Below are 24,022 nucleotides of genomic sequence, written 5' to 3' on the forward strand. Positions count from 1 at the left end.
GTGCGGCGTATGGTTAAAAAATGAGCAAATTAATCAGGGGTTTTGCTCTGTTATGAACAAAAAGTGCGATCTGTATCACCAGGATGCACCGAAACAGTGCGTAACATAAATGTGAATTCGAGGCCTTGATGTTTAAGTTTGTTGAATTTTGATAACAGTAATTGACATAAAAAAAGGCCAGCTTGCGCTGGCCTTTCAGGTTTATGTCAGAAAAATTTAGAATGTCGCGTTGCGCGGGGTCCGCGGGAACGGAATGACATCGCGGACGTTCTGCACGCCGGTCACGTAGGCGATCAGACGCTCGAAGCCCAGGCCAAAGCCGGAGTGTGGAACGGTGCCATAGCGGCGCAGATCGCGATACCACCAGTAGTCTTCTTTATTCAGGCCCATCTCGGCCATACGCGCGTCAAGCACGTCGAGGCGCTCTTCACGTTGGGAACCACCGATGATCTCGCCAATACCCGGCGCCAGGACGTCCATTGCCGCGACGGTTTTACCGTCTTCGTTAAGGCGCATGTAGAACGCCTTAATATCTTTCGGGTAGTTTTTCACCACCACCGGCGCTTTGAAGTGTTCTTCAGCCAGGTAACGTTCGTGCTCGGAGGAGAGATCCACGCCCCAGTACACCGGGTTCTCGAATTGCTTGCCGCAGTTTTCCAGAATGGTGACGGCGTCGGTATAATCCACCTGCGCAAAATCAGCGGTGATAAAGCGCTGCAGACGGTCGATAGCGTCTTTATCAACGCGCTCGGCGAAGAACTGCATGTCGTCCGCGCGCTCTTCCAGTACCGCTTTAAAGACGTACTTGAGCATCGCTTCCGCCAGGCCGGCAACATCGTTCAGATTGGCGAAGGCCACTTCCGGCTCCAGCATCCAGAACTCCGCCAGGTGGCGGCTGGTGTTGGAGTTTTCCGCGCGGAAGGTCGGGCCGAAGGTGTAAATCTTCGACAGCGCGCAGGCATAGGTCTCGCCATTCAGCTGGCCGGAAACGGTCAGGAACGACTCTTTACCGAAGAAGTCTTTGTCGAAATCGACTTTGCCCTGATCGTTACGCGGCAGGTTTTCCAGATCCAGCGTCGACACGCGGAACATTTCGCCAGCGCCTTCGGTATCGGAGGCGGTGATCAGCGGGGTGGAGACCCAGAAGAAGCCCTGCTCATCAAAGAAGCGATGCAGCGCCTGCGCCAGGGTGTGACGCACGCGGGCAACCGCGCCGATCAGGTTGGTGCGCGGACGCAGGTGGGCCACTTCACGCAGATACTCGATGCTGTGGCGCTTGGCCGCCATCGGATAAGTGTCCGGGTCTTCCACCCAGCCGGTCACTTCCACGTTGGTCGCCTGGATCTCAAAGCTCTGACCCTGGCCCTGGGAAGCCACGACTTTACCGGTGACAATCACCGAGCAACCGGTGGTCAGACGCAGCACTTCCTGATTGTAATTGGGCAGAGAATTATTAATAACGGCCTGTACAGGATCAAAGCAGGAACCGTCATAGACGGCGAGGAATGAAAAGCCAGCTTTTGAATCTCGGCGGGTACGCACCCATCCGCGGACCGTGACTTCGCTGTCAACGGCAACGCGGCCCTGGAGTACGTCGGCTACAGGCACAACGCTCATAATAATCTCTCTATATAGTCCAATAAAAAAGTCTCTTCCCCCTACAGCGGGGGGGATATCTATGTTACCTGTCATCTTCCATCAGACAAGTAGATTTCGCATCATAAGCGGATAATTCGGCAATAAATAATAAAGAAAAAGGAGCCTGAAAGGCTCCTTAAGAAAATTAGCTCGCTTTTTTAATCGGCGGCAGGTCGAACGCTTCGCGCAGGGCGCGGACGAAGGCCTTATCGTGGCAGATGGTTTTCCCCGGGCTGTCGGAGAGTTTCGCCACCGGCTTGCCGTTACATTCCACCAGCTTAATCACGATATTGAGCGGTTTAACCTGCGGCAGATCGCAGGTTAAACGGGTGCCGATCCCAAAGCTCAGCTTCACCCGCGAGGCGAAGTGGCGATACAGGTCGACGGCTTTCGCCAGATCGAGATTATCGGAGAAGACCAGCACTTTGCTCAGCGGATCGATGCCCAGCTTCTGATAATGGGCGATGGCTTTTTCACCCCATTCCACCGGGTCGCCGGAGTCGTGGCGCAAACCCTGATAGCGGGTGGCGAACTCCGGACCGAAATCGCGCAGGAACGCATCCATGGTGATGCAGTCGGTCAGCGCGATGCCCAGTTGGTCAGGATACTCTTCCAGCCAGGCGGCGAGGGCCGCCCGCTGGCTGCTGGCCAGGTTCGGGCTGATCTGCTGATGAGCCTGGAACCACTCATGGGCCTGGGTGCCCATCGGGGTTAAGTTGAGACGGCGCGCCAGATCGTAGTTGCTGGTGCCAACAAACCATGGCTCCTGCTGCAGGCGTTGCACAATGGCTTCCTGCACCTCGCGTGAAAAACGACGGCGGGTGCCGAAATCCATCAGGCGGAAGGCGCTCATATCGAGGTCAGCGGTCATGGTGGCGAAGTCGCCTAGCTTATGTTCAAGCGCGTTTAGCGCTTGTTCCACGCCCGTCTCGGGTGAACGGTAGCGATGGACCAGCTCGCTTATCACCGCCAGCAGGGGGACTTCCCACATGATGGCTTCCCGCCACGGGCCGGTGAGGCGAATGTTCAGCTTGCCGTTGTCATTGGTGACCGTGACCTGGCGTGGGTCATAGCGAAAATCGCGCAGCCAGTCGAGGTAATCCTGGCGAAAAAAAGGAAGGGTGGACAGCCAGCGATATTCATCATCCCGCAGCCTCAGGTCGCGCATGGACTCCACCTGCTCGCGGATCGCGTCGGCATAGATGCCGAGCAGGTCGTCTCCGCGGCAGCGAAACTCCGCCGCCACATGTACATCGCCGTAGCGGTGGAAGACAGCCTGCTGCATGTGCAGCTTGTAGGCATCCGTATCAAGCAGCGAGTGCAGTACAGGAGAAGTGAATTGTGTCATGGTGCGCAGTAGCATCCTCTCACTGGAGCGTTCCATCGAAACCAACGCGGAAAAAGGAGGCGGAGTATACCTTTATTACCCGGCTCTGTCCCGCGATGGCGAGCAATGGCGACGCTGACGGTCATTTGCGAGGCCTAGTTTAATATATTGAACATGGATCACACCACAAGCTTTGCGTCGGGTCGAGGGCATTTCGTGCCGCGAGTGTTAACAAAATGTAGCGATTTCCGTGTTTCACGTTGAAAAGATGAAGATTCTGCATAGCGCGATTGACACAACGGGAATAGACTGGGACGACACTTTACCGAAGATGCGAAAGGTTTTTTATGACACAACAGCCCCAAGCCAAATACCGCCACGACTATCGTGCGCCGGAGTATCTGATTAGCGATATCGATTTGACCTTTGACCTGGATGCCGCAAAAACCGTTGTTACGGCCGAGAGCAAGGTCTCCCGCCACGCGGCAGCGTCTGATGTGCCATTGCGCCTGGACGGCGAAGATCTGACTCTGATTTCGCTGCAGGTGAACGGACAGCCGTGGAGCGACTATAAAGAAGAAAACAATCAGCTGGTGATCGGCGGCCTGCCGGAGCATTTCACCCTGACCATCGTCAATGAGATCAGCCCGGCGGCGAACACCGCGCTGGAAGGCCTGTATCAGTCAGGCGAAGCGCTGTGCACCCAGTGTGAAGCGGAAGGTTTCCGCCACATCACCTGGTATCTGGACCGTCCGGACGTGCTGGCGCGCTTTACCACCAAAATTATCGCCGATAAAGCCAAATATCCGTTCCTGCTCTCCAACGGCAACCGTATGGCGGAAGGGGAACTGGAGAACGGTCGTCACTGGGTACAGTGGCAGGATCCATTCCCGAAACCGTGCTACCTGTTTGCGCTGGTGGCCGGTGATTTCGACGTCCTGCGCGACACTTTTACCACCCGCTCCGGGCGTGAAGTGGCGCTGGAGCTGTACGTCGATCGCGGCAATCTCGACCGCGCGCCGTGGGCGATGACGTCGCTGAAAAACTCCATGAAATGGGATGAGGAGCGCTTTGGCCTCGAGTATGACCTCGACATCTATATGATTGTCGCCGTCGACTTCTTTAATATGGGTGCCATGGAGAACAAAGGACTCAACGTCTTTAACTCCAAATATGTCCTGGCGCGGACCGATACCGCCACCGATAAAGACTACCTTGATATTGAGCGGGTAATTGGTCATGAGTATTTCCATAACTGGACCGGCAACCGCGTTACCTGCCGCGACTGGTTCCAGCTAAGCCTGAAAGAGGGGCTGACCGTGTTCCGCGATCAGGAGTTCAGCTCCGACCTCGGCTCGCGGGCGGTGAACCGCATCAACAACGTGCGCACTATGCGCGGGCTGCAGTTTGCCGAAGACGCCAGCCCGATGGCGCACCCGATCCGCCCGGATATGGTTATCGAGATGAACAACTTCTACACCCTGACGGTCTACGAAAAGGGCGCCGAAGTGATCCGCATGCTGCACACTCTGCTGGGTGAAGAAAACTTCCAGAAAGGGATGCAGCTCTATTTTGAACGTCATGACGGCAGCGCCGCCACCTGCGACGATTTCGTCCAGGCGATGGAAGATGCCTCGAACGTCGATCTGTCGCACTTCCGCCGCTGGTACAGCCAGTCCGGTACGCCGATCGTCACCGTCCATGACGACTATAACCCGGAAACCGAGCAGTATACGCTCACCATCAGCCAGCGCACGCCGCCGACCGCCGAGCAGGCTGAGAAACAACCGCTGCATATTCCGTTTGCCATCGAGCTGTACGATAACGAAGGTAAGGTTATCCCCCTGCAGAAGGGCGGCCATCCGCTGCACCCGGTGCTTAATGTGACTCAGGCTGAGCAGACCTTCGTCTTTGATAATGTCTATTTCCAGCCGGTACCGGCCCTGCTGTGCGAGTTTTCAGCACCGGTGAAACTGGAATACAAGTGGAGCGATCAGCAGCTCACCTTCCTGATGCGCCATGCGCGGAATGATTTCTCGCGATGGGATGCGGCGCAGAGTCTGCTGGCGACCTACATCAAGCTGAACGTTAACCGTCATCAGCAGGGACAGCCGCTGTCGCTGCCGGTGCACGTGGCGGACGCCTTCCGCGCGATTCTGCTCGACGAGAAGATTGACCCGGCGCTGGCCGCCGAGATCTTAACCCTGCCGTCGGCCAACGAAATCGCCGAGATGTTCGCCATTATCGATCCTATCGCCATCGCCACCGTGCGCGAGGCGCTCACCCGCACCCTGGCGAACGAGCTGGCGGACGAATTCCTCGCGGTATATAACGCCAATAAGCTCGACAGCTACCGGGTGGAGCATGCCGATATCGGTAAGCGCGCCCTGCGCAATACCTGCCTGCGCTATCTGGCGTTCGCAGAACCGACGCTGGGCGATAAGCTGGTGGCGGCGCAGTATCACCAGGCGGATAACATGACCGACGCGCTGGCCGCGCTGTCGGCGGCGGTTGCCGCTGAGCTGCCGTGCCGCGATGCGCTGATGCAGGAGTATGACGACAAATGGCATCAGGACGGCCTGGTGATGGACAAGTGGTTTATCCTGCAGTCCACCAGCCCGGCGGCCAATGTGGTCGAAACGGTACGCGGTCTGCTGAACCATCGTTCGTTCAGCATGAGCAACCCGAACCGCGTGCGGTCGCTCATCGGCGCTTTCGCAAGCAGCAACCCGGCGGCGTTCCATGCGGAAGACGGCAGCGGCTACCAGTTCCTGGTGGAGATGCTGACCGAGCTTAACCAGCGCAACCCGCAGGTCGCATCGCGACTGATTGAGCCGTTGATTCGCCTGAAGCGTTACGATGAGAAACGCCAGGCGCTGATGCGCGCCGCGCTGGAGCAGCTGAAGGGTCTGAAGGATCTCTCAGGCGATCTGTACGAGAAAATCAGTAAGGCGCTGGCGTAACCGTGGCGTAAACCCGGATTGCGGCGCACATTGCGCCCTGTCCGGGTTACCTGGTGCCGCGGTGATGTTGTCGGGTGGCGCGATGCTTACCCGGTCTGGAATACGCGGCAGATTTGTCGTTGGTCGCCCGGCTGAGCAAAGCGCGAGCCGGGGACATGTCGGATGACGATATGCCCCCGTTCTGACAGCAGACCGTTACTCCGGTCAGCCATGACTAAATAAACGCGGCACGCTCTCGCTCTTGCCGCGTTTCATCACCCGATCCAGTACCTCCGCCTCCAGCTCGGCCAGCTTCGCCGAACCGGTGCGCCGCGGTCGCGGAATATCCACGTTCAAATCGAGACCGATCTTCTTCTCTTCAATTAACAGCACCCGGTCGGCCATCGCCACCGCTTCGCTGACGTCGTGGGTCACCAGCAGGACCGTAAAGCCATGCTCCTGCCACAGGGAGACGATCAGCTCCTGCATCTCCAGACGGGTGAGGGCGTCCAGCGCCCCCAGCGGCTCGTCCAGCAATAGCAGGCGCGGGCGATGGATCAGGGCGCGGGCCAGCGCAACGCGCTGCTTTTGCCCGCCCGACAGCGCCGCCGGCCACTCCTGCGCGCGACTCTCGAGTCCGACGCTGGCCAGTGCCTGCAGGGCGGCTTCGCGCCAGGCGCCTTTTAACCCCAGCCCCACGTTATCAATCACCGTTTTCCACGGCAGCAGGCGCGCATCCTGAAACATCATCCGGGTGTCGTCCTGGATCGCCGCCAGCGGCGTTGCGCCCGCCAGCAGCTCGCCAGCGTTCGGGGTTTCCAGGCCCGCCAGCAGGCGCAGCAGGGTACTTTTGCCGCCGCCGCTGCGGCCCACCACCGCCACAAACTGGCCGCTGGGGATATGCAGATCCAGCTCGTTAAGAATGGTGTTGTCGCCATAGCGTTTAGTCACCCCGTTCAGCAGCAGCGGGATACCTGGGTTTAGACGGGCAGTGTTCATGCGTTCGCCTCCTGAAGATGATACGCCGGGTTCCAGCGCAGCCAGAGCCGCTCCAGCAGCTGGGCGCTGACGTCGGCCAGTTTGCCAAGAATGGCGTAAAGAATGATGGCGACCACCACCACGTCGGTTTGCAGAAATTCACGCGCATTCATCGCCAGGTAGCCGATACCGGCGTTCGCCGAGATGGTTTCGGCGACAATAAGCGTCAGCCACATCAGACCGAGGGCGAAACGCACGCCGACCATAATCGAGGGTAGGGCGCCGGGTAAAATCACGTGACGGAAAAGAGCAAAGCCGGATAAACCATAGCTGCGCGCCATCTCCACCAGTCCACGGTCGATATTGCGGATCCCGTGCCAGGTGTTGATATAGATCGGGAACAGGGTGCCCAGCGATACGAGGAAGATCTTGGCGGTCTCATCGATGCCGAACCACAAGATCACCAGCGGGATCAGCGCCAGATGCGGCACATTGCGCAGCATCTGGATCGACGTGTCCAGCAGGCGCTCGCCCCAGCGTGACAGACCGCTGATCAAGCCGAGCACCAGCCCAATGGAGCCGCCGATGGCGAAGCCGACCAGCGCCCGCCACGAGCTAATGGCCAGATGCTGCCACAGCTCACCGCTGGCCGAGAGGGTCCAGAACGCTTTCAATACGCCCTCCGGCGAGGGCAGCACCCGCGTCGACAGCCAGCCGACGGACGAGGCCAGCTGCCAGACAATGACCGTTCCCACCGGCAGCAGCCAGGGGGCGAGGCGTAATAACAGGGGATGGGTTGATTTTGCCATCACGACCTCCTCAGCTCTGCGCCACTTTACGCGGGATAAACTCGTTAGCGACGGCTTCTCCCTGCAGGCGCAGGCTTTGCGGCTGCGGGACAGACGGCACCGCGACGTCGAGCAGCGGGAACAGCAGTTCGCCGACCCGATACGCCTCTTCCAGATGCGGATAACCGGAGAAGATAAAGCTATCGATACCCAGCGCGGCGTACTCATTGATCCGTTCGGCCACGGTGGCGGCATCGCCCACCAGCGCGGTCCCGGCGCCGCCGCGCGCTAAACCGACGCCAGCCCACAGGTTGGGGCTGATTTCCAGCTTATCGCGTCGGCCATTGTGCAGGGCCGCCATCCGCTGCTGGCCGACGGAGTCGGTTCTGGCGAAGGCTGCCTGGGCGCGGGCGATAGTCTCATCATCAAGATGAGAGATAAGGCTGTCCGCTGCCTGCCAGGCTTCCTCATTGGTTTCCCGCACGATCACATGCAGGCGGATGCCGAAACGCACCCGGCGACCGTGCCGGGCGGCTTTCTCCCGCACCTGAGCAATTTTCTCTGCCACCTGGGCCGGTGGTTCCCCCCAGGTAAGATAGAGATCGACCTGCTCAGCGGCCAGATCCTGCGCCACCTCAGACGAGCCGCCGAAATAGAGCGGCGGACGCGGCTGCTGGAGCGGCGGAAACAGCAGTTTAGCGTCGCGAACGCGCTGATGCTTACCGTTAAAGGTGACAGTTTCCCCTTCCATCAGCTTGCGCCAGATGTGGGTAAATTCAGCCGAGGCCTCATAGCGCTCGGTGTGGTCGAGGAAGACACCGTCGCCAGCCAGCTCGGCGGGATCGCTGCCGGTGACCAGATTGAACAGCGCCCGGCCGTTTGACAGTCGGTCCAGGGTCGCCGCCTGGCGCGCGGCCACCGTCGGCGACACCACGCTTGGCCTGAGGGCGACAAGAAATTTCAGCCGCTGCGTTACCGGGATCATCGAGGCCGCAACCAGCCAGGCATCTTCACATGAGCGCCCGGTCGGGATCAGCACGCCGGTGAACCCCAGCCGATCCGCCGTCTGCGCGATTTGCTGCAGATAGCCATAATCGACCGGACGGGCTCCCTCTTCGGTACCCAGATAACGACCATCACCATGGGTCGGTAAAAACCAGAACATATTCAGACTCATGATTTCGCTCCTTGTGCGGCGGTGGGCTGCCAGATGCGGGCCCGGATATCTACTTTTTTCGGCACCAGCTTGTTCTCATAGAACAGGTCGGCCGTCTGCTGCTGGCGAGCGGCGGTTTCGGCGCTCACCGGGGTAACCGAGGTGGGGGGACGATGGTCCAGGTAGCTGGCGATCACCGCCTCCGGTAACCCCATCGTTTTCGCCAGCAGCGTAATGCTTTGCGCGCGCTGGCTATGGGTCAGGGCATCGGCCTGCGTAAAGGTATCGAGTACACCCTCAATAAAGGCGCCATTGCGTTCAGCGTAAGGGCGGGAAGCGAGATAGAAGGATCCTGTCTGTTTCAGGTCTGTTCCGTCGGTTAGCACGCGGGCGCCGCCCTGCAGCAGCGCGGCGGAGTAATACGGATCCCAGATCGCCCAGGCGTCGACATTGCCCTGCTGGAAGGCGGCGCGCGCATCGGCGGGGGCGAGATAGACCGGCTGAATGTCGCTAAACTTCAAACCTGCCAGCTGCAGGGCGCGCAGTAGTAGATTGTGGGAGCTGGAGCCTTTCTGAAAAGCGACCTTTTTTCCTTTCAGCTCAGCAACGTTATGAATCGGGCTGCCCTGCGCCACCAGAATCACTTCCGCTTTGGGCTTGGGCGGTTCCGAACCGATATACACCAGGTCGGCGCCCGCCGCCTGCGCAAAGATAGGCGGAATGTCGCCAGTGCTGCCGATATCGATGCTGCCAACGTTCAGCGCCTCCAGCATCTGCGGACCGGCCGGGAATTCTATCCACGAGATATGGGTCTTTGGGTAGCGCTGCTCCAGCAGCTGATGGCTTTTCGCCAGCACCATGCTGACGCTGCCTTTCTGATAGCCAATGCGCAGGGCGTCAGGCGCCGCCGGGGCGGCGTGGCCCAGGGTGGAAAAGAGCAGCAGTCCGCCGAGGGTCAGAGCGCGGAGAGGATTAAGCATGTTCCACCCCACGCAGAGACGTTAATGACGGCGCGCGGCTGCTGGGGCGGTGCAGCGCCTGCCAGAAGGTCTCGAGGGCTTCATCGAGGCGCCGCTGCAGGTTCGGGGTAAACTGCGGCTTGTGCTGGTAATCGGTCACCTGGCTGTCGTCGGCGAAGACGCCGTGGAGGATCTCCTGAGCCTTGAGGGCATTCAGCACCGGCTTCAGGGCGTAGTCCACCGCCAGCATGTGGGCGATGGTGCCGCCGGTGGCCAGCGGCAGTACGATTTTGCCCTCCAGCGCCCGCTCAGGAAGCAGGTCGAGCAGCGTTTTCAGGGCGCCGGAAAACGAGGCTTTATACACCGGCGTGGCGATGATCAAGCCGTCAGCCCCGGCAAGCTGCTCATTGAGCGTCTGCAGCGCCGGGTTGTCAAAGCGAGCGTAGAGAAGGTCTTCCGGGGCAAAGTTCTGCAGATGCCAGTGGCAGACTTCGATATCGGCGGCGGTGAGCGTCTCTCTGGCATATTCCAGCAGGGCGCTGGAACGGGAAGGGTAACGCGGGCTGCCCGCAAGCGTAATGACGCGCATCTCTCTCTCCTTATAACTAAATGTTTGCATTTATCTATAATTGATAACATTTATAGTGAGTGTGACAGAGGGCCATTATTTCCCTAAATGATTTATCCACCGTTAGATAGCCGAAAAGCGCATAACGGCGCGCGGGGAGGTAATCGTTTGCGCTGATGGGGGATTTTTTGTCGCAGGTCAATTCCCTTTCCGCAACAGATCGCACATAATACGCCCCCGGTTTGCACACCGGGAATCCAGGAGAGTTCATGTACTACCCCTTCGTTCGTAAAGCCCTTTTTCAGCTCGATCCTGAGCGCGCTCATGAAGTTACTTTTCAACAATTACGCCGTGTCACCGGGACGCCGCTGGAAATCCTGGTTCGCCAGAAGGTGCCGGCCAGGCCTGTCACCTGCATGGGGCTGACCTTTAAAAACCCGCTGGGTCTGGCGGCCGGGCTGGATAAAAACGGGGAATGCATTGACGCGCTGGGCGCGATGGGTTTTGGCTCCATTGAGATCGGCACCGTGACGCCGCGTCCGCAGCCGGGCAACGATAAGCCAAGGATCTTCCGTCTGGTGGATGCTGAGGGGTTGATCAACCGCATGGGCTTTAATAACCATGGCGTCGATAACCTGGTCGAGAACGTGAAAAAGGCGCATTTTGACGGCGTGCTGGGCATCAATATCGGTAAAAATAAAGATACGCCGGTTGAGCACGGGAAAGATGATTACCTGATTTGTATGGAAAAAGTCTATCCTTACGCTGGCTATATCGCCATTAATATCTCCTCGCCGAACACCCCGGGGCTGCGCACGCTGCAATACGGCGAAGCGCTCGACGATTTACTCTCCGGTATTAAAAATAAGCAGCTTGAGCTGCAGCAGAAGCATCAAAAATATGTTCCGGTCGCCGTGAAGATCGCGCCGGATCTTTTGCCTGAGGAATTGATCCAGGTTGCCGATAGCCTCGTGCGTCATAATATTGATGGGGTGATTGCCACCAATACTACTCTCGATCGTTCTCTGGTCCAGGGAATGAAACATTGCGATGAGACCGGCGGGCTTAGCGGTCGTCCATTACAATTAAAGAGTACCGAAATTATTCGCATGCTCTCCGCAGAGTTGAATGGCCGTTTGCCTATCATTGGCGTGGGCGGTATTGATTCCGTGATTGCCGCGCGGGAAAAGATGGCCGCTGGGGCATCGCTGGTGCAGATTTATTCCGGATTTATTTTTAAAGGTCCGCCGCTGATTAAAGAAATTGTTACCCACATCTAATCTTTTCCTCCTTTGAATCCCCCCAGGGCTTTATTTCCGGCCCTGGTTGTTTTATATTCCCTCACTGTTGCTTATTTAAACATTTTAGACTTTTCTTAATTTTAGAAAATATTCTGCGGTAAGTCGCAACAGCTTTGCAGAGGCGTATGAAAGGGGACAGGGGGAAAAATGCGGATTAAACCTGACGATAACTGGCGTTGGTATTACGATGAAGAGCACGACCGCATGATGCTCGATCTGGCCAATGGCATGTTATTTCGCTCGCGCTTCGCCCGGCGCATGCTGACGCCGGACGCCTTTGCCCCATCGGGATTCTGCGTTGATGACGCCGCGCTCTATTTCTCTTTTGAAGAAAAATGTCGCGATCTCGAGCTATCGAAAGAGCAGCGGGCGGAATTAGTCCTTAACGCGCTCACCGCCATCCGTTTTCTCAAACCGCAGATGCCGAAAAGCTGGCACTTTATCGCCCATACCCATCACTGGCAGCCGAGCGGCGGCGACGCGGCCTGCGTCTGGCTGAGCGATACCGGCGAGCAGGTGAATTTACTGGTGGTGGAGCCGGGCGATAACGCCGCGCTCTGTCTGTTGGCTCAGCCGGGTCTTACGCTTGCCGGCCGGGTTATGCAGCTGGGCGATGTCATTAAAATCATGAACGACAGGCTGCAGCCGGCGCAGAGCGCGGTCAGCTACAGCCTGGGGCAGGCGGTTTAAGGCGCCAGGCGCAGGGCCGTTTTCGGCACGCAGCTGCAGGCGAGAATGGTGCCATCTCCGGCGACCGCGTTTTTCTTTAACGGACTCACTTCCCCCTCTTCAAGACGGATGCGGCAGCTGCCGCAGATCCCCGCCCGACACGAGTAGGGTACGCGAATGCCCTGTTGCTCCAGTTGTTCCAGCAGCACCTGCTGGTTATTGCCGGTAAATTGTTGACCCTGCCATTCAATGGCAACCGTGGCCTGCTGCTGCGCCTCGGGAGCCGAGGTATCGTCGCTTTCGCCGGCGCCGTAGGCTTTCGCCGGGCCGCGGGCGAGGATTTCCACTTCATCCCCCACCCGGATCACGCCGCTGTTACGGGCAATCAGGTTCTGACCAAAGTCGACATCGCCATTATCCTGCGCGGTACGGAAGCGCTTTAAAGTTTCCAGCGGCTCTCCGCTGGGATGCTTCTGCCCGCGCTCCGGACTGACGGTGGTAAAAATGCAGCGGCTGCACGGTTTGGCGACGTCAAATACCACCTCGCCGACGCGGATCACTTTCCAGCTATCTTCATCCCAGGCCGCCGCGCCGGTGACCACGAGATTAGGGCGAAACTGTTCTATGCTTACGCTGGCCGGGCAGCGCTGCTGCAGATCGCGCAGGGAGGCTTCGTTCGCCAGCAGGTAAGGGTAGCCGTCGGCGAAGGAGAGCGGTACCGCATCGTGGCGCTTCACCCGGCGGGTTAACTGTGGCCCCAGCCAGCGCAGCTGGACGTCGCGATTGAAAAAGCCGCTGAGCCACTGATTAACCGCTGCGGGCGCGATAAGGGCGGTAAAATGGTTGCCCCAGACTTCTGTCGGTTCGGCCTGAGGGGCGAAATCGTTAAAACGCACCACGGCGCTGCTGCCGTCCGGTGCGGTCAGGTGAAGGCCATCATGCAGCGGCGCCGGAATAAATTTCACCATTTGCGGAAACTGACGGGCGGTAATAAAGGTGCCGTCGGTTTCGGTGACCATAAACAGGCGATCGAAGGCCAGGCCGCTGATATCGGCAAAGGCGTGGGTCAGGCCCATGCCGCGCATGGATTTAACGGGATGAATAAAAAGACGCGAGAGCGTTACCATACGCTGCCTCCGGGTTCCAAAAATAAGCCTATAACTTTATGACATAGGGCACATATTGGCTATAATGCGCACCAATTTTCTTTAAGTAAAAGTGACGATATGAATTCTCTGTTTGCCAGTACGGCTCGTGGGCTGGAAGAGCTGTTAAAAACTGAACTGGAAGGGCTTGGCGCGACGGACTGCCAGGTAGTCCAGGGCGGGGTCCATTTTCAGGGGGATACGCGCCTGCTGTATCAGAGCCTGATGTGGAGCCGGCTGGCTTCGCGCATCATGCTGCCGCTGGGCGAGTGTCGCGTATACAGCGATCTGGATCTGTACCTCGGCGTACAGGCCATTCCGTGGACGGAGATGTTCAACCCTGGCGCCACCTTCGCGGTGCATTTTAGCGGCCTCAATGAGGAGATCCGCAACAGCCAGTACGGCGCGCTGAAGGTCAAAGACGCTATTGTCGACAGCTTCACCCGTAAGAATCTGCCGCGCCCGAACGTCGATCGTGAGTCGCCCGATCTGCGGATCAACGTCTGGCTGAACAAAGAGACGGCGCACATCTCGCTGGATCTGAGCGGCGAAGGTCTGCACCTGCGCGGCTACCGCGATGGCACCGGTATGGCGCCGATCAAAGAAAACCTCGCGGCGGCGATCGTGATGCGCTCCGGCTGGGTGCCGGGCACCCCGCTGCTCGATCCGATGTGCGGCTCCGGTACCCTGCTGATTGAGGCGGCGATGCTGGCGACCGACCGCGCGCCGGGCATGCACCGCGGCCACTGGGGCTTTGGCGGCTGGGCGCAGCACGACGACGTCATCTGGAAAGAGGTCAAAGCGGAAGCGCAAACCCGCGCCCGTCAGGGGCTGGCGGCATATGGTTCACGCTTCTATGGATCCGATGTCGACGCACGCGTCATTGACCGCGCCCGCCGCAACGCCCGTCGGGCCGGCATCGGCGAGCTGATCGATTTTGAAGTCAAAGACGTCGCCCAGTTGAATAATCCGCTGCCGAAAGGCCCGTACGGCACCGTGATCAGCAACCCGCCGTACGGCGAGCGTCTGGAAAGCGAGCCGGCGCTGATCGCCCTGCACAGCTTGCTGGGCCGGATCATGAAAAGTCAGTTTGGCGGCTGGAACCTGTCGGTGTTCAGCGCCTCGCCGGAGCTGTTAAGCTGCCTGCAGCTGCGCGCCGACAAACAGTTTAAAGCCAAGAACGGCCCGCTGGACTGCGTGCAGAAGAATTATCACCTGGCGGAGAGCGAAGGCGGCAAGCCGGCGATGCTGGCGGAAGATTTTGCTAACCGTCTGCGTAAGAACCTGAAGAAGTTTGAAAAATGGGCCCGTCAGGAAGGCATTGAATGCTATCGCCTGTACGATGCTGACCTGCCGGAATACAACGTGGCCATCGATCGCTACGCCGACTGGGTGGTGGTCCAGGAGTATGCCCCGCCGAAAACTGTCGACGCGCATAAAGCGCGCCAGCGCCTGTTCGATATTATCGCCGCGACTATCGCGGTGTTAGGAATCGCGCCGAATAAGCTGGTGCTGAAGACCCGCGAGCGGCAAAAGGGGAAAAATCAGTATCAGAAGATGGCGGAGAAAGGCGACTTTATCGAGGTGCAGGAGTACAACGCGCGTCTGTGGGTCAACCTCACCGACTACCTGGATACCGGTCTGTTCCTCGACCACCGGATCGCCCGCCGTATGCTTGGCCAGATGAGCAAAGGCAAGGATTTCCTCAATCTGTTCTCCTATACCGGCAGCGCCAGCGTCCACGCCGGCCTCGGCGGCGCTCGCTCCACCACCACGGTGGATATGTCGCGCACCTATCTGGAGTGGGCGGAACGCAACCTGCGTCTCAATGGCCTGACCGGCCGCGCGCATCGCCTGATGCAGGCGGACGTCCTGGGCTGGCTGCGGGAGAGCACCGAGCAGTTCGATCTGATCTTTATCGATCCGCCGACCTTCTCCAACTCCAAACGAATGGAAGATGCTTTCGACGTCCAGCGCGATCACATTCGCCTGATGACCGATCTGAAACGTCTGCTGCGTAAAGGCGGCACCATTATGTTCTCGAATAACAAACGCGGTTTCCGTATGGATCATGACGGGCTGGCGGCGCTTGGCCTGAAGGCGCAAGAGATTTCGCAAAAAACGCTGTCGCAGGATTTTGCCCGCAACCGTCAGATCCACAACTGCTGGCTGATTACCGCAGCCTGAAAGGAATAAAGAATGTCACTGATTAGTATGCATGGCGCCTGGCTTTCCTTCAGCGATGCGCCGCTGCTGGATAATGCCGAGCTGCATATCGAAGATAACGAACGCGTCTGCCTCGTCGGACGCAACGGCGCCGGTAAATCGACCCTGATGAAGATCCTCAACCGCGAGCAGGGGCTGGATGACGGGCGCATTATTTATGAACAGGATCTGATTGTGGCGCGTCTGCAGCAGGATCCGCCGCGTAATGTCGCCGGTACGGTGTACGATTTTGTCGCGGAAGGCATCGCCGAGCAGGCGGCCTACCTGAAGGCCTACCATGACGTATCACATCAGGTCATGACCGATCCGAGCGACAAAAATTTAAATGAACTGGCGCGCCTGCAGGAGCAGCTCGATAACCTGGGGCTGTGGCAGCTGGACAGCCGCATTAACGAAGTGATTGAGCAGCTTGGCCTTGACGCCAATGCGCAGCTGGCCTCCCTGTCCGGCGGCTGGCTGCGTAAAGCGGCGCTGGGCCGCGCGCTGGTCAGCGGGCCGCGCGTGCTGCTGCTCGATGAACCTACCAACCACCTGGATATCGAAACCATCGACTGGCTGGAAGGGTTCCTGAAAACCTTTAAAGGCACCATTATCTTTATTTCGCACGACCGCTCCTTTATCCGCAATATGGCGACGCGCATCGTCGACCTCGATCGCGGCAAGCTGGTGACCTACCCGGGCGATTACGATCAGTATCTGCTGGATAAAGAAGAAGCCCTGCGGGTTGAAGAACTGCAGAATGCGGAATTCGACCGCAAGCTCGCTCAGGAAGAGGTGTGGATCCGTCAGGGGATCAAAGCGCGCCGCACGCGTAACGAAGGCCGCGTTCGCGCCCTGAAGGCGATGCGTCGTGAGCGCGGCGAGCGCCGGGAAGTGATGGGCAGCGCCAGGATGCAGGTTGAAGAGGCTTCGCGCTCCGGCAAAATCGTTTTCGAAATGGAGAACGTCAACTATCAGGTTGATGGCAAAGTGCTGGTGAAAGATTTCTCCGCGCAGATCCAGCGCGGCGACAAGATTGCCCTGATTGGCCCCAACGGCTGTGGGAAAACCACGCTGCTGAAGCTGATGCTTGGCCAGCTGCAGGCCGACAGCGGGCGGATCCACGTTGGTACCAAACTGGAAGTTGCCTACTTCGACCAGCACCGCGCAGAGCTGGATCCGGACCGGACGGTGATGGATAACCTTGCGGAAGGTAAGCAGGAGGTGATGGTTAACGGTAAGCCGCGCCATGTGCTGGGCTATCTGCAGGACTTCCTGTTCCATCCGAAACGGGCGATGACTCCGGTGCGGGCGCTCTCTGGCGGGGAACGTAACCGCCTGCTGCTGGCGCGGCTGTTTTTGAAACCCAGCAACTTGTTGATTCTCGATGAACCGACAAACGACCTGGATGTCGAAACGCTGGAGCTGCTGGAAGAGCTGATCGATGGCTATCAGGGCACCGTGATGCTGGTGAGCCACGATCGTCAGTTCGTGGATAACACCGTAACCGAATGCTGGATCTTCGAAGGCGGCGGTCGCATCGGCCAGTATATCGGCGGCTATCACGACGCCCGCGGACAGCAGGCCCAGTCGTTGGCGCAGAAGCAGCCGGCAGCGAAAAAAACGTTGGAAGTCGCTCAGCCAAAAGCAGAAACTGTCAAACGCGGCGGGAACAAACTAAGCTATAACCTGCAGCGCGAGCTGGAACAGCTGCCGCAGAAGCTGGAAGCCCTCGAGGCCGAACTGCAGACGCTGCAGGAGCAGGTGGCCGATCCCGACTTCTTTGGACAACCGCACGATCGCACGCAGCAGGTGCTGGCAAAGCTGGCCGAAGCGGAACAGGCGCTGGAAGCGGCCTTTGAACGCTGGGAATATCTCGAAGGATTAAAGAACGGCGCCTGAGCCGAGGAGTTGTCATGTGCGATCATCATCATGCTGCGCGACATATTTTATGTCCCCAATGTGATTTGCTGGTGGCTTTGCCGCAGCTTGAGCATCGCCAGAAAGCCGCTTGTCCGCGCTGTGGTACAACATTAACCACCACGTGGGACGCGCCTCGCCAGCGTCCCACGGCGTATGCGCTGGTTGCGCTGTTTATGCTGCTGTTGGCCAACCTGTTTCCGTTCATCTATATGAAAGTGGGCGGGATCAGCAGCGAAATAGAGCTACTGGAAATTCCCAATGTGTTATTTACCGAGGATTACGCCAGCCTCGGCACTTTCTTTTTACTCTTTGTGCAGCTGGTACCGGCGTTTTGCCTGGTCACCATTCTGCTGCTGGTCAATCGGGTCAGAATGCCCGCCGGTCTCAAGGCGTTCCTTGCGCGTATTCTGTTCCACCTGAAAACCTGGGGCATGGCGGAGATCTTTCTTGCCGGCGTGCTGGTGAGCTTCGTCAAGCTGATGGCCTACGGCGATATCGGCATCGGTCTGAGTTTTGTGCCGTGGTGTATGTTTTGCCTGCTGCAGTTACGTACTTTTCAGTGCGTCGACCGCCGCTGGCTGTGGGATGATATCGCCCCCATGCCGGCCATTACCCAACCGCTGAAGGTCGGTGTGGCCGGTATCCGCCAGGGGCTGCGCTCCTGCGCGTGCTGCACGGCGGTGTTGCCGGCCGATCTGACGATCTGCCCGCGCTGTCACAGTAAAGGAACGGCGCGGCGTAAAAACAGCCTGCAGTGGACGCTGGCGCTGCTGGTGACCTCATTTATCCTTTATCTTCCTGCCAATATTATGCCGATCATGATCACCGATCTGTTGGGCGATAAAATGCCGTCGACCATTATGGCTGGGGTCGTTTTACTGTGGAGCGAAGGTTCTTATCCGGTGGCGCTGGTGATCTTTATCGCCAGTATTATGGTGCCGACGCTGAAGATGATCGCTATTGCCTGGCTGTGCTGGAACGCCAATGGCAACGGTGAGCGCGATTCGGAACGCATGCATCTGATCTATGAAGTGGTGGAGTTTGTTGGCCGCTGGTCAATGATTGATGTTTTTGTCATCGCCGTACTCTCTGCGCTGGTGCGCATGGGAGGGTTGATGAATATCTATCCCGCTATCGGCGCGGTGATGTTTGCCCTGGTGGTGGTGATGACCATGTTTTCAGCCATGACGTTTGATCCCCGTTTACTGTGGGATCGTGAGCCAGATTCAAGCCATGAGGAAATACAACAACATGGAAAATAAGAGCGGAGAAGCGAAAGTGCAGAAGGTGAAGAACTGGTCACCGGTGTGGATCTTTCCTATCGTCACTGCGCTGATCGGGGCGTGGATCCTGTTCTATCATTACAGCCATCAGGGCCCTGAGGTCACGCTGATCACCACCAACGCGGAAGGGATTGAAGGGGGAAAAACCCGCATCAAGAGCCGCAGCGTGGACGTTGGGGTAGTGGAGAGCGCGACGCTGACCGACGATTTAACCCACGTGGAAATCAAAGCCCGCCTCAACTCAGGGATGCAGAAATTACTGCACAACGATTCCGTCTTCTGGGTGGTGAAACCGCAGGTAGGGCGCGAGGGGATCAGCGGTCTTGGGACATTGTTGTCCGGAGCCTATATTGAACTGCAGCCTGGGACGAAAGGTTCGGTGCCAGCGCGGTATCCGCTACTGGATTCTCCGCCGCTGGCCTCGCCGGATGCCAAGGGGATCCGTATTCTGCTGGAAAGCAGCAAGGCGGGGCAGCTGTCGCCGGGCGATCCGGTGCTGTTCCGCGGCTATCGCGTGGGGTCGGTGGAAACCAGCACCTTCGACACCCAGAAACGTCGTATCACTTATCAGTTGTTTATCAATGCGCCCAATGACCGCCTGGTGACCACCAATGTCCGCTTCTGGAAGGACAGCGGCATCGCTGTAGATTTGACTTCGGCGGGGATGCGCGTCGAGATGGGTTCGCTGTCGACGCTGTTTGGCGGCGGCGTGAGCTTCGATATTCCTGAAGGATTGGATCTCGGCGAGCCGGTGGCAAATAAAACGGAATACCATTTATTTGACGATCAGAAGAGCATCCAGGATTCGGTCTTTACCGAGCATATCGATTATGTCATGTTCTTCAAAGACTCGGTTCGCGGCCTGCAGCCGGGCGCGCCGGTAGAGTTCCGCGGCATCCGTCTGGGAACCGTCGGCAAAGTGCCGTTCTTCATTCCCGGTCTGAAGCAGCGTTTGAACGACGATTATCGCATTCCGGTGGAAGTGCGGGTTGAACCGCAACGTCTGATTAACCAGCTGGGCGGCGATCCGAATATTCGTGCCCATATTGACGATCTGATCAACCGCGGACTGCGCGGCTCGCTGAAAACCGGTAACCTGGTGACCGGCGCGCTGTATATCGATCTCGACTTCTATCCGAAGGCGCCGCCGCGCGGGAAAATTCAGGAGTTTAACGGCTATCCGATTATCCCGACCATCAGCGGTGGTCTGGCGCAGATCCAGCAGCGTCTGATGGATGCGCTGGATAAGATTAATAACCTGCCGCTCAATCCGTTGCTGGAGCAGGCGACCAGCACCCTGGCGCAGAGCGAGAAGACCATGCAGCACGTGCAGACCACGCTGGATAGTCTGAATAAGATCACCTCCAGCCAGTCGATGCAGCAGTTGCCTGCGGATATGCAGACGACGCTGCGCGAGCTGAACCGCAGCATGCAGGGCTTCCAGCCGGGCTCCGCGGCCTACAATAAGATGGTGGCCGATATGCAGCGTCTGGATCAGGTGCTGCGTGAATTGCAGCCGGTCCTGAAAACGCTCAATGATAAGAGCAATGCGCTGGTATTTGAGGCGAAGGATAAAAAAGACCCACAGCCGAAGGGAGCGAAATAATGAAAAAATGGTTACTGGCGGCAGCCGTATGCGTGCTGACGGCGTGCAGTAGCGGCGGCGAAAGCAAAACGTATTACCAGCTGCCGGTGGCGCAGGGCGGCGCACAGAGCGCCGCCAGCCAGGGGGCGCGTCTGCTGTGGGTTGAGCAGGTCAGCATCCCGGATTACCTGGCGGGTAACGGGGTGGTCTATCAGACCACCGACGTGCAGTATGTGATCGCCAATAATAATCTGTGGGCCAGCCCACTGGACCAGCAGCTGCGCACCACGCTGGTGGCGAACCTGAGCCAACAGCTGCCGGGCTGGGTGGTGTCATCCCAGCCGCTGGGTAGCGAGCAGGATACGCTCAACGTCGCGGTCAATGGCTTTCACGGACGCTACGACGGGCGGGTTATCGTCAGCGGTGAGTGGCTGCTGAAGCATCAGGGACAGCTGATCAAGCGCCCGTTCAACATCGTGCTTAAGCAGGATCAGGATGGTTATGACGCGATGGTCAAGACCCTGGCGCAGGCGTGGAGCCAGGAGGCGGCGGCCATTGCCAGCGAGCTTAACCGTCTGCCATAAGTAAAATTCATCACGCTGATCTGCCGTGCGGTTCATCTGAGCCGCACGGCTTTTTTTTGTCAGGTCAGTTCGTTACCGGCCGGTGTGTCAGGTGAACAAAAAATGAACTCTTATATAGGTCACAAATATGACAATGGCGTGAATTTTGCGCATTGACGTTGCCTTCATTTCGCGGTATTCGTAACCCGTGGCTGCATAATTTGCGACCACTGTTTTCTTTTCCACCAGATCAAAGAATGAGGGAAACGAGGCATGAAGAGACAAAAACGAGATCGCCTGGAACGGGCACATCAACGCGGATATCAGGCGGGTATCGCAGGAAGATCGAAAGAAATGTGTCCATACCAGAGCCTGAATCAACGCTCATGGTGGCTGGGAGGCTGGCGAGAAGCCATGGAGGACAGGGTACTAACGGCCTGACACTGTCTCTTTAAAAAAGAAGCCTCCGCATAGCGGGGGCTTCGCCTTTTAATCGCTGCTGAACGTTATCAGAAAGCGGAAGTATCCTGGAACAGACCCACTTTCAGATCGCTTGCGGTGTAGATCAGGCGATCGTCAACCAGCACTTCACCATCCGCAAGGCCCATAATCAGACGACGGTTAACGATGCGCTTGAAGTGGATGCGGTAGGTCACTTTTTTCGCGGTCGGCAGAACCTGACCCGTGAATTTCACTTCGCCAACGCCCAGCGCGCGGCCTTTGCCTTCGCCACCGAGCCAGCCGAGATAGAAACCCACCAGCTGCCACATGGCATCCAAGCCCAGGCAGCCCGGCATCACCGGATCGCCGATAAAGTGGCAACCGAAGAACCACAGGTCCGGGTTGATGTCGAGTTCGGCCTCAACATAACCTTTGTCATAGTTACCACCGGTTTCGGTCATTTTGATGACGCGGTCCATCATCAGCATGTTTGGCGCCGGCAACTGCGGGCCTTTCGCGCCGAACAGTTCACCACGACCAGAGGCAAGAAGATCTTCTTTTGTATAGGATTCGCGTTTATCTACCATGTTTTCAGTAAGCCTTATTTTAAGTTCGGGACGCAGGATAGCTAACACGTGTAAGCTGAACAAGTCCGATCAGTTAGAACTTGTCCCACCTAACCAGCGTAGCGGCCACGGAAAACGATGGCGAGTCTCCTGCTGGGTCGCCTGCGCTATCCGCTCCTGAATGGTTTGTCGCAGCGTCTGTCCTTCACCGTCCCACATCAGCTGGGTCAACATCGGCAGCGCTTCGCTAATATCGTCTATTGCCCAGATAGCAAACTGGTTGTCGGCAACGGCCTGACGTAGTTCGTGGCTCAGGCTGAGATGACGAACGTTGGCGGCAGGGATAATCACTCCCTGTTTGCCGGTTAAACCGCGCTGCTGGCAAATAGTGAAGAAGCCTTCAATTTTCTCGTTCAGACCACCGACCGGCTGCACACGACCAAACTGGTCGACAGAGCCGGTGATCGCGATGCTTTGATTAATCGGCACGTTGGCCAGCGCGCTGATTAAGGCGCAGAGTTCAGCCATGGAGGCACTGTCGCCATCCACTTCACTGTAGGACTGCTCAAAGGTCAGCGAAGCGGAGAAGGGGAGTTGTTGCTCCAGCTCCAGCTCGGACATCAGAAAAGCCTGCATGATCATCATGCCTTTCGCATGAATGTTGCCGCCCAGCTCGGCTTTACGCTCGACGTCGATAAACTCGCCGTCGCCAATGTGCACGACGCAGCTGATGCGCGAAGGTTCGCCGAAGGCGCGTGGATGACCGGGGAATTCAATGACCGAGAGGGCGTTAATCTGCCCGACGCATTCGCCTTCGGTTTCAATCAGGATCTGTTCCTGCAGGATTTCCTCCTGCATACGCTCCGCCAGGTAGCCCTCACGCCACTCACGGCGCGCCAGCATCGTCTGCATCGCTTCGCCGGTAATCTCTTCGCCTTCGCAGAAGGCGGCAGACTCACGCAGCTGGCGGGCTATCCATAGCGGGCTGAGCGGCAGGGTCTCCTGGTCGCCGGTGTAGCGCGTTCCTTCATCGATCAGCAGTGGCCAGGCATCGCTCGCCGGGCCCGGTAATTCCAGTTGCTGTGCATTTTGCCATACCCACTGGCACCAGGCCTTCAGCGTATCGGCGTCTGCAAACTGCAGGGTGTCTTCATACTCACTATAGATGGCCTGGGCAGAGAGCTCTGGCTCCATTTCCTGGAAATCGGCCAGAGATTCGCGTTCGCCCACCAGCATGACTTTCAGGCTCAGCGGCATGGAAGGGATTCTGACCGGCAGCGGCCGTGATTCATCGATCGAGAGCCAGTCAAAGCGTTGACGGGTCACCATATTTTTCAGGCGCACCCACAGTAGCGGTTGTGCCAGTAGTGTGCGTAGTGAAAGCACCAGCACGCCGCCGTTGGCCTGATGGACCAGGCCAGGCTGAAGTGTGATTTCACCGTTAAACTGGCGTACGCAGCCAAACAGCTGTTCCGCCTCCAGCCAATCGGCCGCCACGACCGGAGCGGTACTGGCAAAATTATCTTCAGCGCGTTGCGCCGGCGCGAGCGTCACGTGAGCGCCGTTAACCTCATAGCGGACTCCGTGAAGCGGTGCGGCAGGTTCGTGCAGCGTACGAGTTTCAGCCGCCAGCCATTGCAGATATTCCGGCTCCTCAGGGGCTTTCACCAGCATGAAGGAGGAGACTGCCGGGGTGCACAGCAGCTGCTCAAGCGCATAGAACAAACGCGGCTGCAGATCGCCCGAGAGGGAGGGGGCCGGATGAGAGAGTTCCGCTTGAGCAAACAGCGCCTGGTAAGGTTCCAGATCAGGCGCAAGGTCGGTTCGGGTCAGTTTCGTAATGGTCAAAGTCGCTGTTTTTTAGTTAGATGTAAAGCGCGCAATTATACCTGATGCCGCGTCAGAGCACACGGAGGATTATGAGTACCCCGATGATTACCCGGCCATCCACATCACGAATAATGATTTATATTCAGCACATCAGG

The 24,022-nt window shown here is 58.0% G+C and carries 18 protein-coding genes and 1 pseudogene; 9 read left to right on the forward strand and 10 right to left on the reverse strand.

Going from position 1 to position 24,022, the window contains the following annotated elements; all coding sequences use genetic code 11:
- Window positions 1–216 precede the first annotated feature (216 nt).
- Together asnS and pncB are read right to left on the reverse strand one after the other, a co-directional pair.
- A complete protein-coding gene (gene asnS / locus GQR96_RS08475) occupies window positions 217–1,617 on the reverse strand; it encodes an asparagine--tRNA ligase (RefSeq protein WP_017899452.1) in 1,401 nt (466 codons plus the stop codon).
- A gap of 166 nt (window positions 1,618–1,783) precedes the next feature.
- Window positions 1,784–2,986: a nicotinate phosphoribosyltransferase gene (pncB, locus tag GQR96_RS08480; protein ID WP_004201408.1), complete on the reverse strand. Its 1,203-nt coding sequence runs from the start codon at window positions 2,984–2,986 to the stop codon at window positions 1,784–1,786.
- Window positions 2,987–3,312: 326 nt separating this feature from the next.
- Between pncB and pepN the strand changes: the two genes are divergently transcribed.
- Window positions 3,313–5,928: an aminopeptidase N gene (gene pepN, locus GQR96_RS08485; RefSeq protein ID WP_017899454.1), complete on the forward strand. Its 2,616-nt coding sequence runs from the start codon at window positions 3,313–3,315 to the stop codon at window positions 5,926–5,928.
- 204 nt (window positions 5,929–6,132) lie between these two features.
- Here pepN and ssuB read toward each other — a convergent pair whose 3' ends face one another.
- The 5 genes and pseudogenes from ssuB to ssuE all read right to left on the reverse strand — a co-directional run bounded on the left by ssuB (window position 6,133) and on the right by ssuE (window position 10,377).
- The gene (ssuB, locus tag GQR96_RS08490) at window positions 6,133–6,906 is read right to left on the reverse strand and encodes an aliphatic sulfonates ABC transporter ATP-binding protein (protein ID WP_004201411.1); all 774 of its coding nucleotides are present in this window, start codon (window positions 6,904–6,906) and stop codon (window positions 6,133–6,135) included.
- Complete coding sequence (gene ssuC, locus GQR96_RS08495; protein WP_004201413.1) at window positions 6,903–7,694, reverse strand: aliphatic sulfonate ABC transporter permease SsuC; 792 nt, start codon at window positions 7,692–7,694, stop codon at window positions 6,903–6,905. The genes ssuB and ssuC overlap by 4 nt, the downstream gene beginning before the upstream one ends.
- A 10-nt stretch (window positions 7,695–7,704) precedes the next feature.
- A complete protein-coding gene (gene ssuD, locus GQR96_RS08500; protein ID WP_004201414.1) occupies window positions 7,705–8,850 on the reverse strand; it encodes an FMNH2-dependent alkanesulfonate monooxygenase in 1,146 nt (381 codons plus the stop codon).
- A pseudogene (locus GQR96_RS08505) lies at window positions 8,810–9,809 on the reverse strand (sulfonate ABC transporter substrate-binding protein). The gene ssuD and the pseudogene GQR96_RS08505 overlap by 41 nt, the downstream one beginning before the upstream one ends.
- Window positions 9,802–10,377 (reverse strand): NADPH-dependent FMN reductase, encoded by a 576-nt coding sequence (gene ssuE / locus GQR96_RS08510; protein WP_004201416.1) that lies wholly within the window; start codon window positions 10,375–10,377, stop codon window positions 9,802–9,804. Before ssuE ends, GQR96_RS08505 begins: the two are co-directional and overlap by 8 nt.
- A 248-nt stretch (window positions 10,378–10,625) precedes the next feature.
- Between ssuE and pyrD the strand changes: the two genes are divergently transcribed.
- Window positions 10,626–11,636, forward strand: a complete 1,011-nt coding sequence (gene pyrD / locus GQR96_RS08515) for a quinone-dependent dihydroorotate dehydrogenase (RefSeq protein ID WP_004201417.1) — start codon at window positions 10,626–10,628, stop codon at window positions 11,634–11,636.
- Between the two features lie 168 nt (window positions 11,637–11,804).
- Entirely contained in the window at window positions 11,805–12,347 is a 543-nt protein-coding gene (gene zapC, locus GQR96_RS08520; RefSeq protein ID WP_002898308.1) for a cell division protein ZapC, read from the forward strand.
- Here zapC and GQR96_RS08525 read toward each other — a convergent pair.
- Window positions 12,344–13,453, reverse strand: a complete 1,110-nt coding sequence (locus GQR96_RS08525) for a YcbX family protein (RefSeq protein WP_032455793.1) — start codon at window positions 13,451–13,453, stop codon at window positions 12,344–12,346. The genes zapC and GQR96_RS08525 overlap by 4 nt on opposite strands.
- 99 nt (window positions 13,454–13,552) lie before the next feature.
- On the opposite strand from GQR96_RS08525, the gene rlmKL reads away from it, so the two are divergent.
- From rlmKL to rmf, 6 genes are all read left to right on the forward strand, one after another.
- The gene (gene rlmKL / locus GQR96_RS08530; protein WP_065904903.1) at window positions 13,553–15,658 is read left to right on the forward strand and encodes a bifunctional 23S rRNA (guanine(2069)-N(7))-methyltransferase RlmK/23S rRNA (guanine(2445)-N(2))-methyltransferase RlmL; all 2,106 of its coding nucleotides are present in this window, start codon (window positions 13,553–13,555) and stop codon (window positions 15,656–15,658) included.
- A gap of 12 nt (window positions 15,659–15,670) precedes the next feature.
- Complete coding sequence (locus GQR96_RS08535; protein ID WP_004201421.1) at window positions 15,671–17,578, forward strand: ABC transporter ATP-binding protein; 1,908 nt, start codon at window positions 15,671–15,673, stop codon at window positions 17,576–17,578.
- Between the two features lie 14 nt (window positions 17,579–17,592).
- A complete protein-coding gene (gene pqiA, locus GQR96_RS08540) occupies window positions 17,593–18,861 on the forward strand; it encodes a membrane integrity-associated transporter subunit PqiA (protein ID WP_004201422.1) in 1,269 nt (422 codons plus the stop codon).
- A complete protein-coding gene (gene pqiB / locus GQR96_RS08545) occupies window positions 18,851–20,488 on the forward strand; it encodes an intermembrane transport protein PqiB (RefSeq protein WP_023320078.1) in 1,638 nt (545 codons plus the stop codon). Before pqiA ends, pqiB begins: the two co-directional genes overlap by 11 nt.
- Window positions 20,488–21,051 (forward strand): membrane integrity-associated transporter subunit PqiC, encoded by a 564-nt coding sequence (pqiC, locus tag GQR96_RS08550; RefSeq protein ID WP_004201425.1) that lies wholly within the window; start codon window positions 20,488–20,490, stop codon window positions 21,049–21,051. Before pqiB ends, pqiC begins: the two co-directional genes overlap by 1 nt.
- Before the next feature lie 252 nt (window positions 21,052–21,303).
- On the forward strand, window positions 21,304–21,471 hold the full coding sequence (rmf, locus tag GQR96_RS08555) for a ribosome modulation factor (RefSeq protein ID WP_002898396.1): 168 nt from the start codon (window positions 21,304–21,306) through the stop codon (window positions 21,469–21,471).
- A 68-nt stretch (window positions 21,472–21,539) separates the two neighbouring features.
- On the opposite strand, the gene fabA is transcribed toward rmf, so the two are convergent.
- Together fabA and GQR96_RS08565 are read right to left on the reverse strand one after the other, a co-directional pair.
- Window positions 21,540–22,058 carry a bifunctional 3-hydroxydecanoyl-ACP dehydratase/trans-2-decenoyl-ACP isomerase gene (gene fabA / locus GQR96_RS08560; protein ID WP_004201428.1) on the reverse strand — a complete coding sequence of 173 codons (519 nt, stop codon included), beginning with the start codon at window positions 22,056–22,058 and terminating at the stop codon, window positions 21,540–21,542.
- A 69-nt stretch (window positions 22,059–22,127) separates the two neighbouring features.
- The gene (locus GQR96_RS08565; RefSeq protein ID WP_065904898.1) at window positions 22,128–23,885 is read right to left on the reverse strand and encodes an AAA family ATPase; all 1,758 of its coding nucleotides are present in this window, start codon (window positions 23,883–23,885) and stop codon (window positions 22,128–22,130) included.
- Window positions 23,886–24,022 lie beyond the last annotated feature (137 nt).

Source organism: Klebsiella sp. PCX (assembly GCF_021869705.1).
Lineage (GTDB): Bacteria > Pseudomonadota > Gammaproteobacteria > Enterobacterales > Enterobacteriaceae > Klebsiella > Klebsiella quasipneumoniae.

Coding starts and splice junctions, on each gene's coding strand:
- rmf (WP_002898396.1), top strand. CDS start 21,304: ATGAAGAGACAAAAACGAGATCGCCTGGAACGGGCACATCAACGCGGA.
- ssuD (WP_004201414.1), bottom strand. CDS start 8,850: ATGAGTCTGAATATGTTCTGGTTTTTACCGACCCATGGTGATGGTCGT.
- pqiA (WP_004201422.1), top strand. CDS start 17,593: ATGTGCGATCATCATCATGCTGCGCGACATATTTTATGTCCCCAATGT.
- ssuB (WP_004201411.1), bottom strand. CDS start 6,906: ATGAACACTGCCCGTCTAAACCCAGGTATCCCGCTGCTGCTGAACGGG.
- pqiC (WP_004201425.1), top strand. CDS start 20,488: ATGAAAAAATGGTTACTGGCGGCAGCCGTATGCGTGCTGACGGCGTGC.
- GQR96_RS08525 (WP_032455793.1), bottom strand. CDS start 13,453: ATGGTAACGCTCTCGCGTCTTTTTATTCATCCCGTTAAATCCATGCGC.
- GQR96_RS08535 (WP_004201421.1), top strand. CDS start 15,671: ATGTCACTGATTAGTATGCATGGCGCCTGGCTTTCCTTCAGCGATGCG.
- fabA (WP_004201428.1), bottom strand. CDS start 22,058: ATGGTAGATAAACGCGAATCCTATACAAAAGAAGATCTTCTTGCCTCT.
- pncB (WP_004201408.1), bottom strand. CDS start 2,986: ATGACACAATTCACTTCTCCTGTACTGCACTCGCTGCTTGATACGGAT.
- ssuE (WP_004201416.1), bottom strand. CDS start 10,377: ATGCGCGTCATTACGCTTGCGGGCAGCCCGCGTTACCCTTCCCGTTCC.
- rlmKL (WP_065904903.1), top strand. CDS start 13,553: ATGAATTCTCTGTTTGCCAGTACGGCTCGTGGGCTGGAAGAGCTGTTA.
- ssuC (WP_004201413.1), bottom strand. CDS start 7,694: ATGGCAAAATCAACCCATCCCCTGTTATTACGCCTCGCCCCCTGGCTG.
- asnS (WP_017899452.1), bottom strand. CDS start 1,617: ATGAGCGTTGTGCCTGTAGCCGACGTACTCCAGGGCCGCGTTGCCGTT.
- pqiB (WP_023320078.1), top strand. CDS start 18,851: ATGGAAAATAAGAGCGGAGAAGCGAAAGTGCAGAAGGTGAAGAACTGG.
- pyrD (WP_004201417.1), top strand. CDS start 10,626: ATGTACTACCCCTTCGTTCGTAAAGCCCTTTTTCAGCTCGATCCTGAG.
- pepN (WP_017899454.1), top strand. CDS start 3,313: ATGACACAACAGCCCCAAGCCAAATACCGCCACGACTATCGTGCGCCG.
- zapC (WP_002898308.1), top strand. CDS start 11,805: ATGCGGATTAAACCTGACGATAACTGGCGTTGGTATTACGATGAAGAG.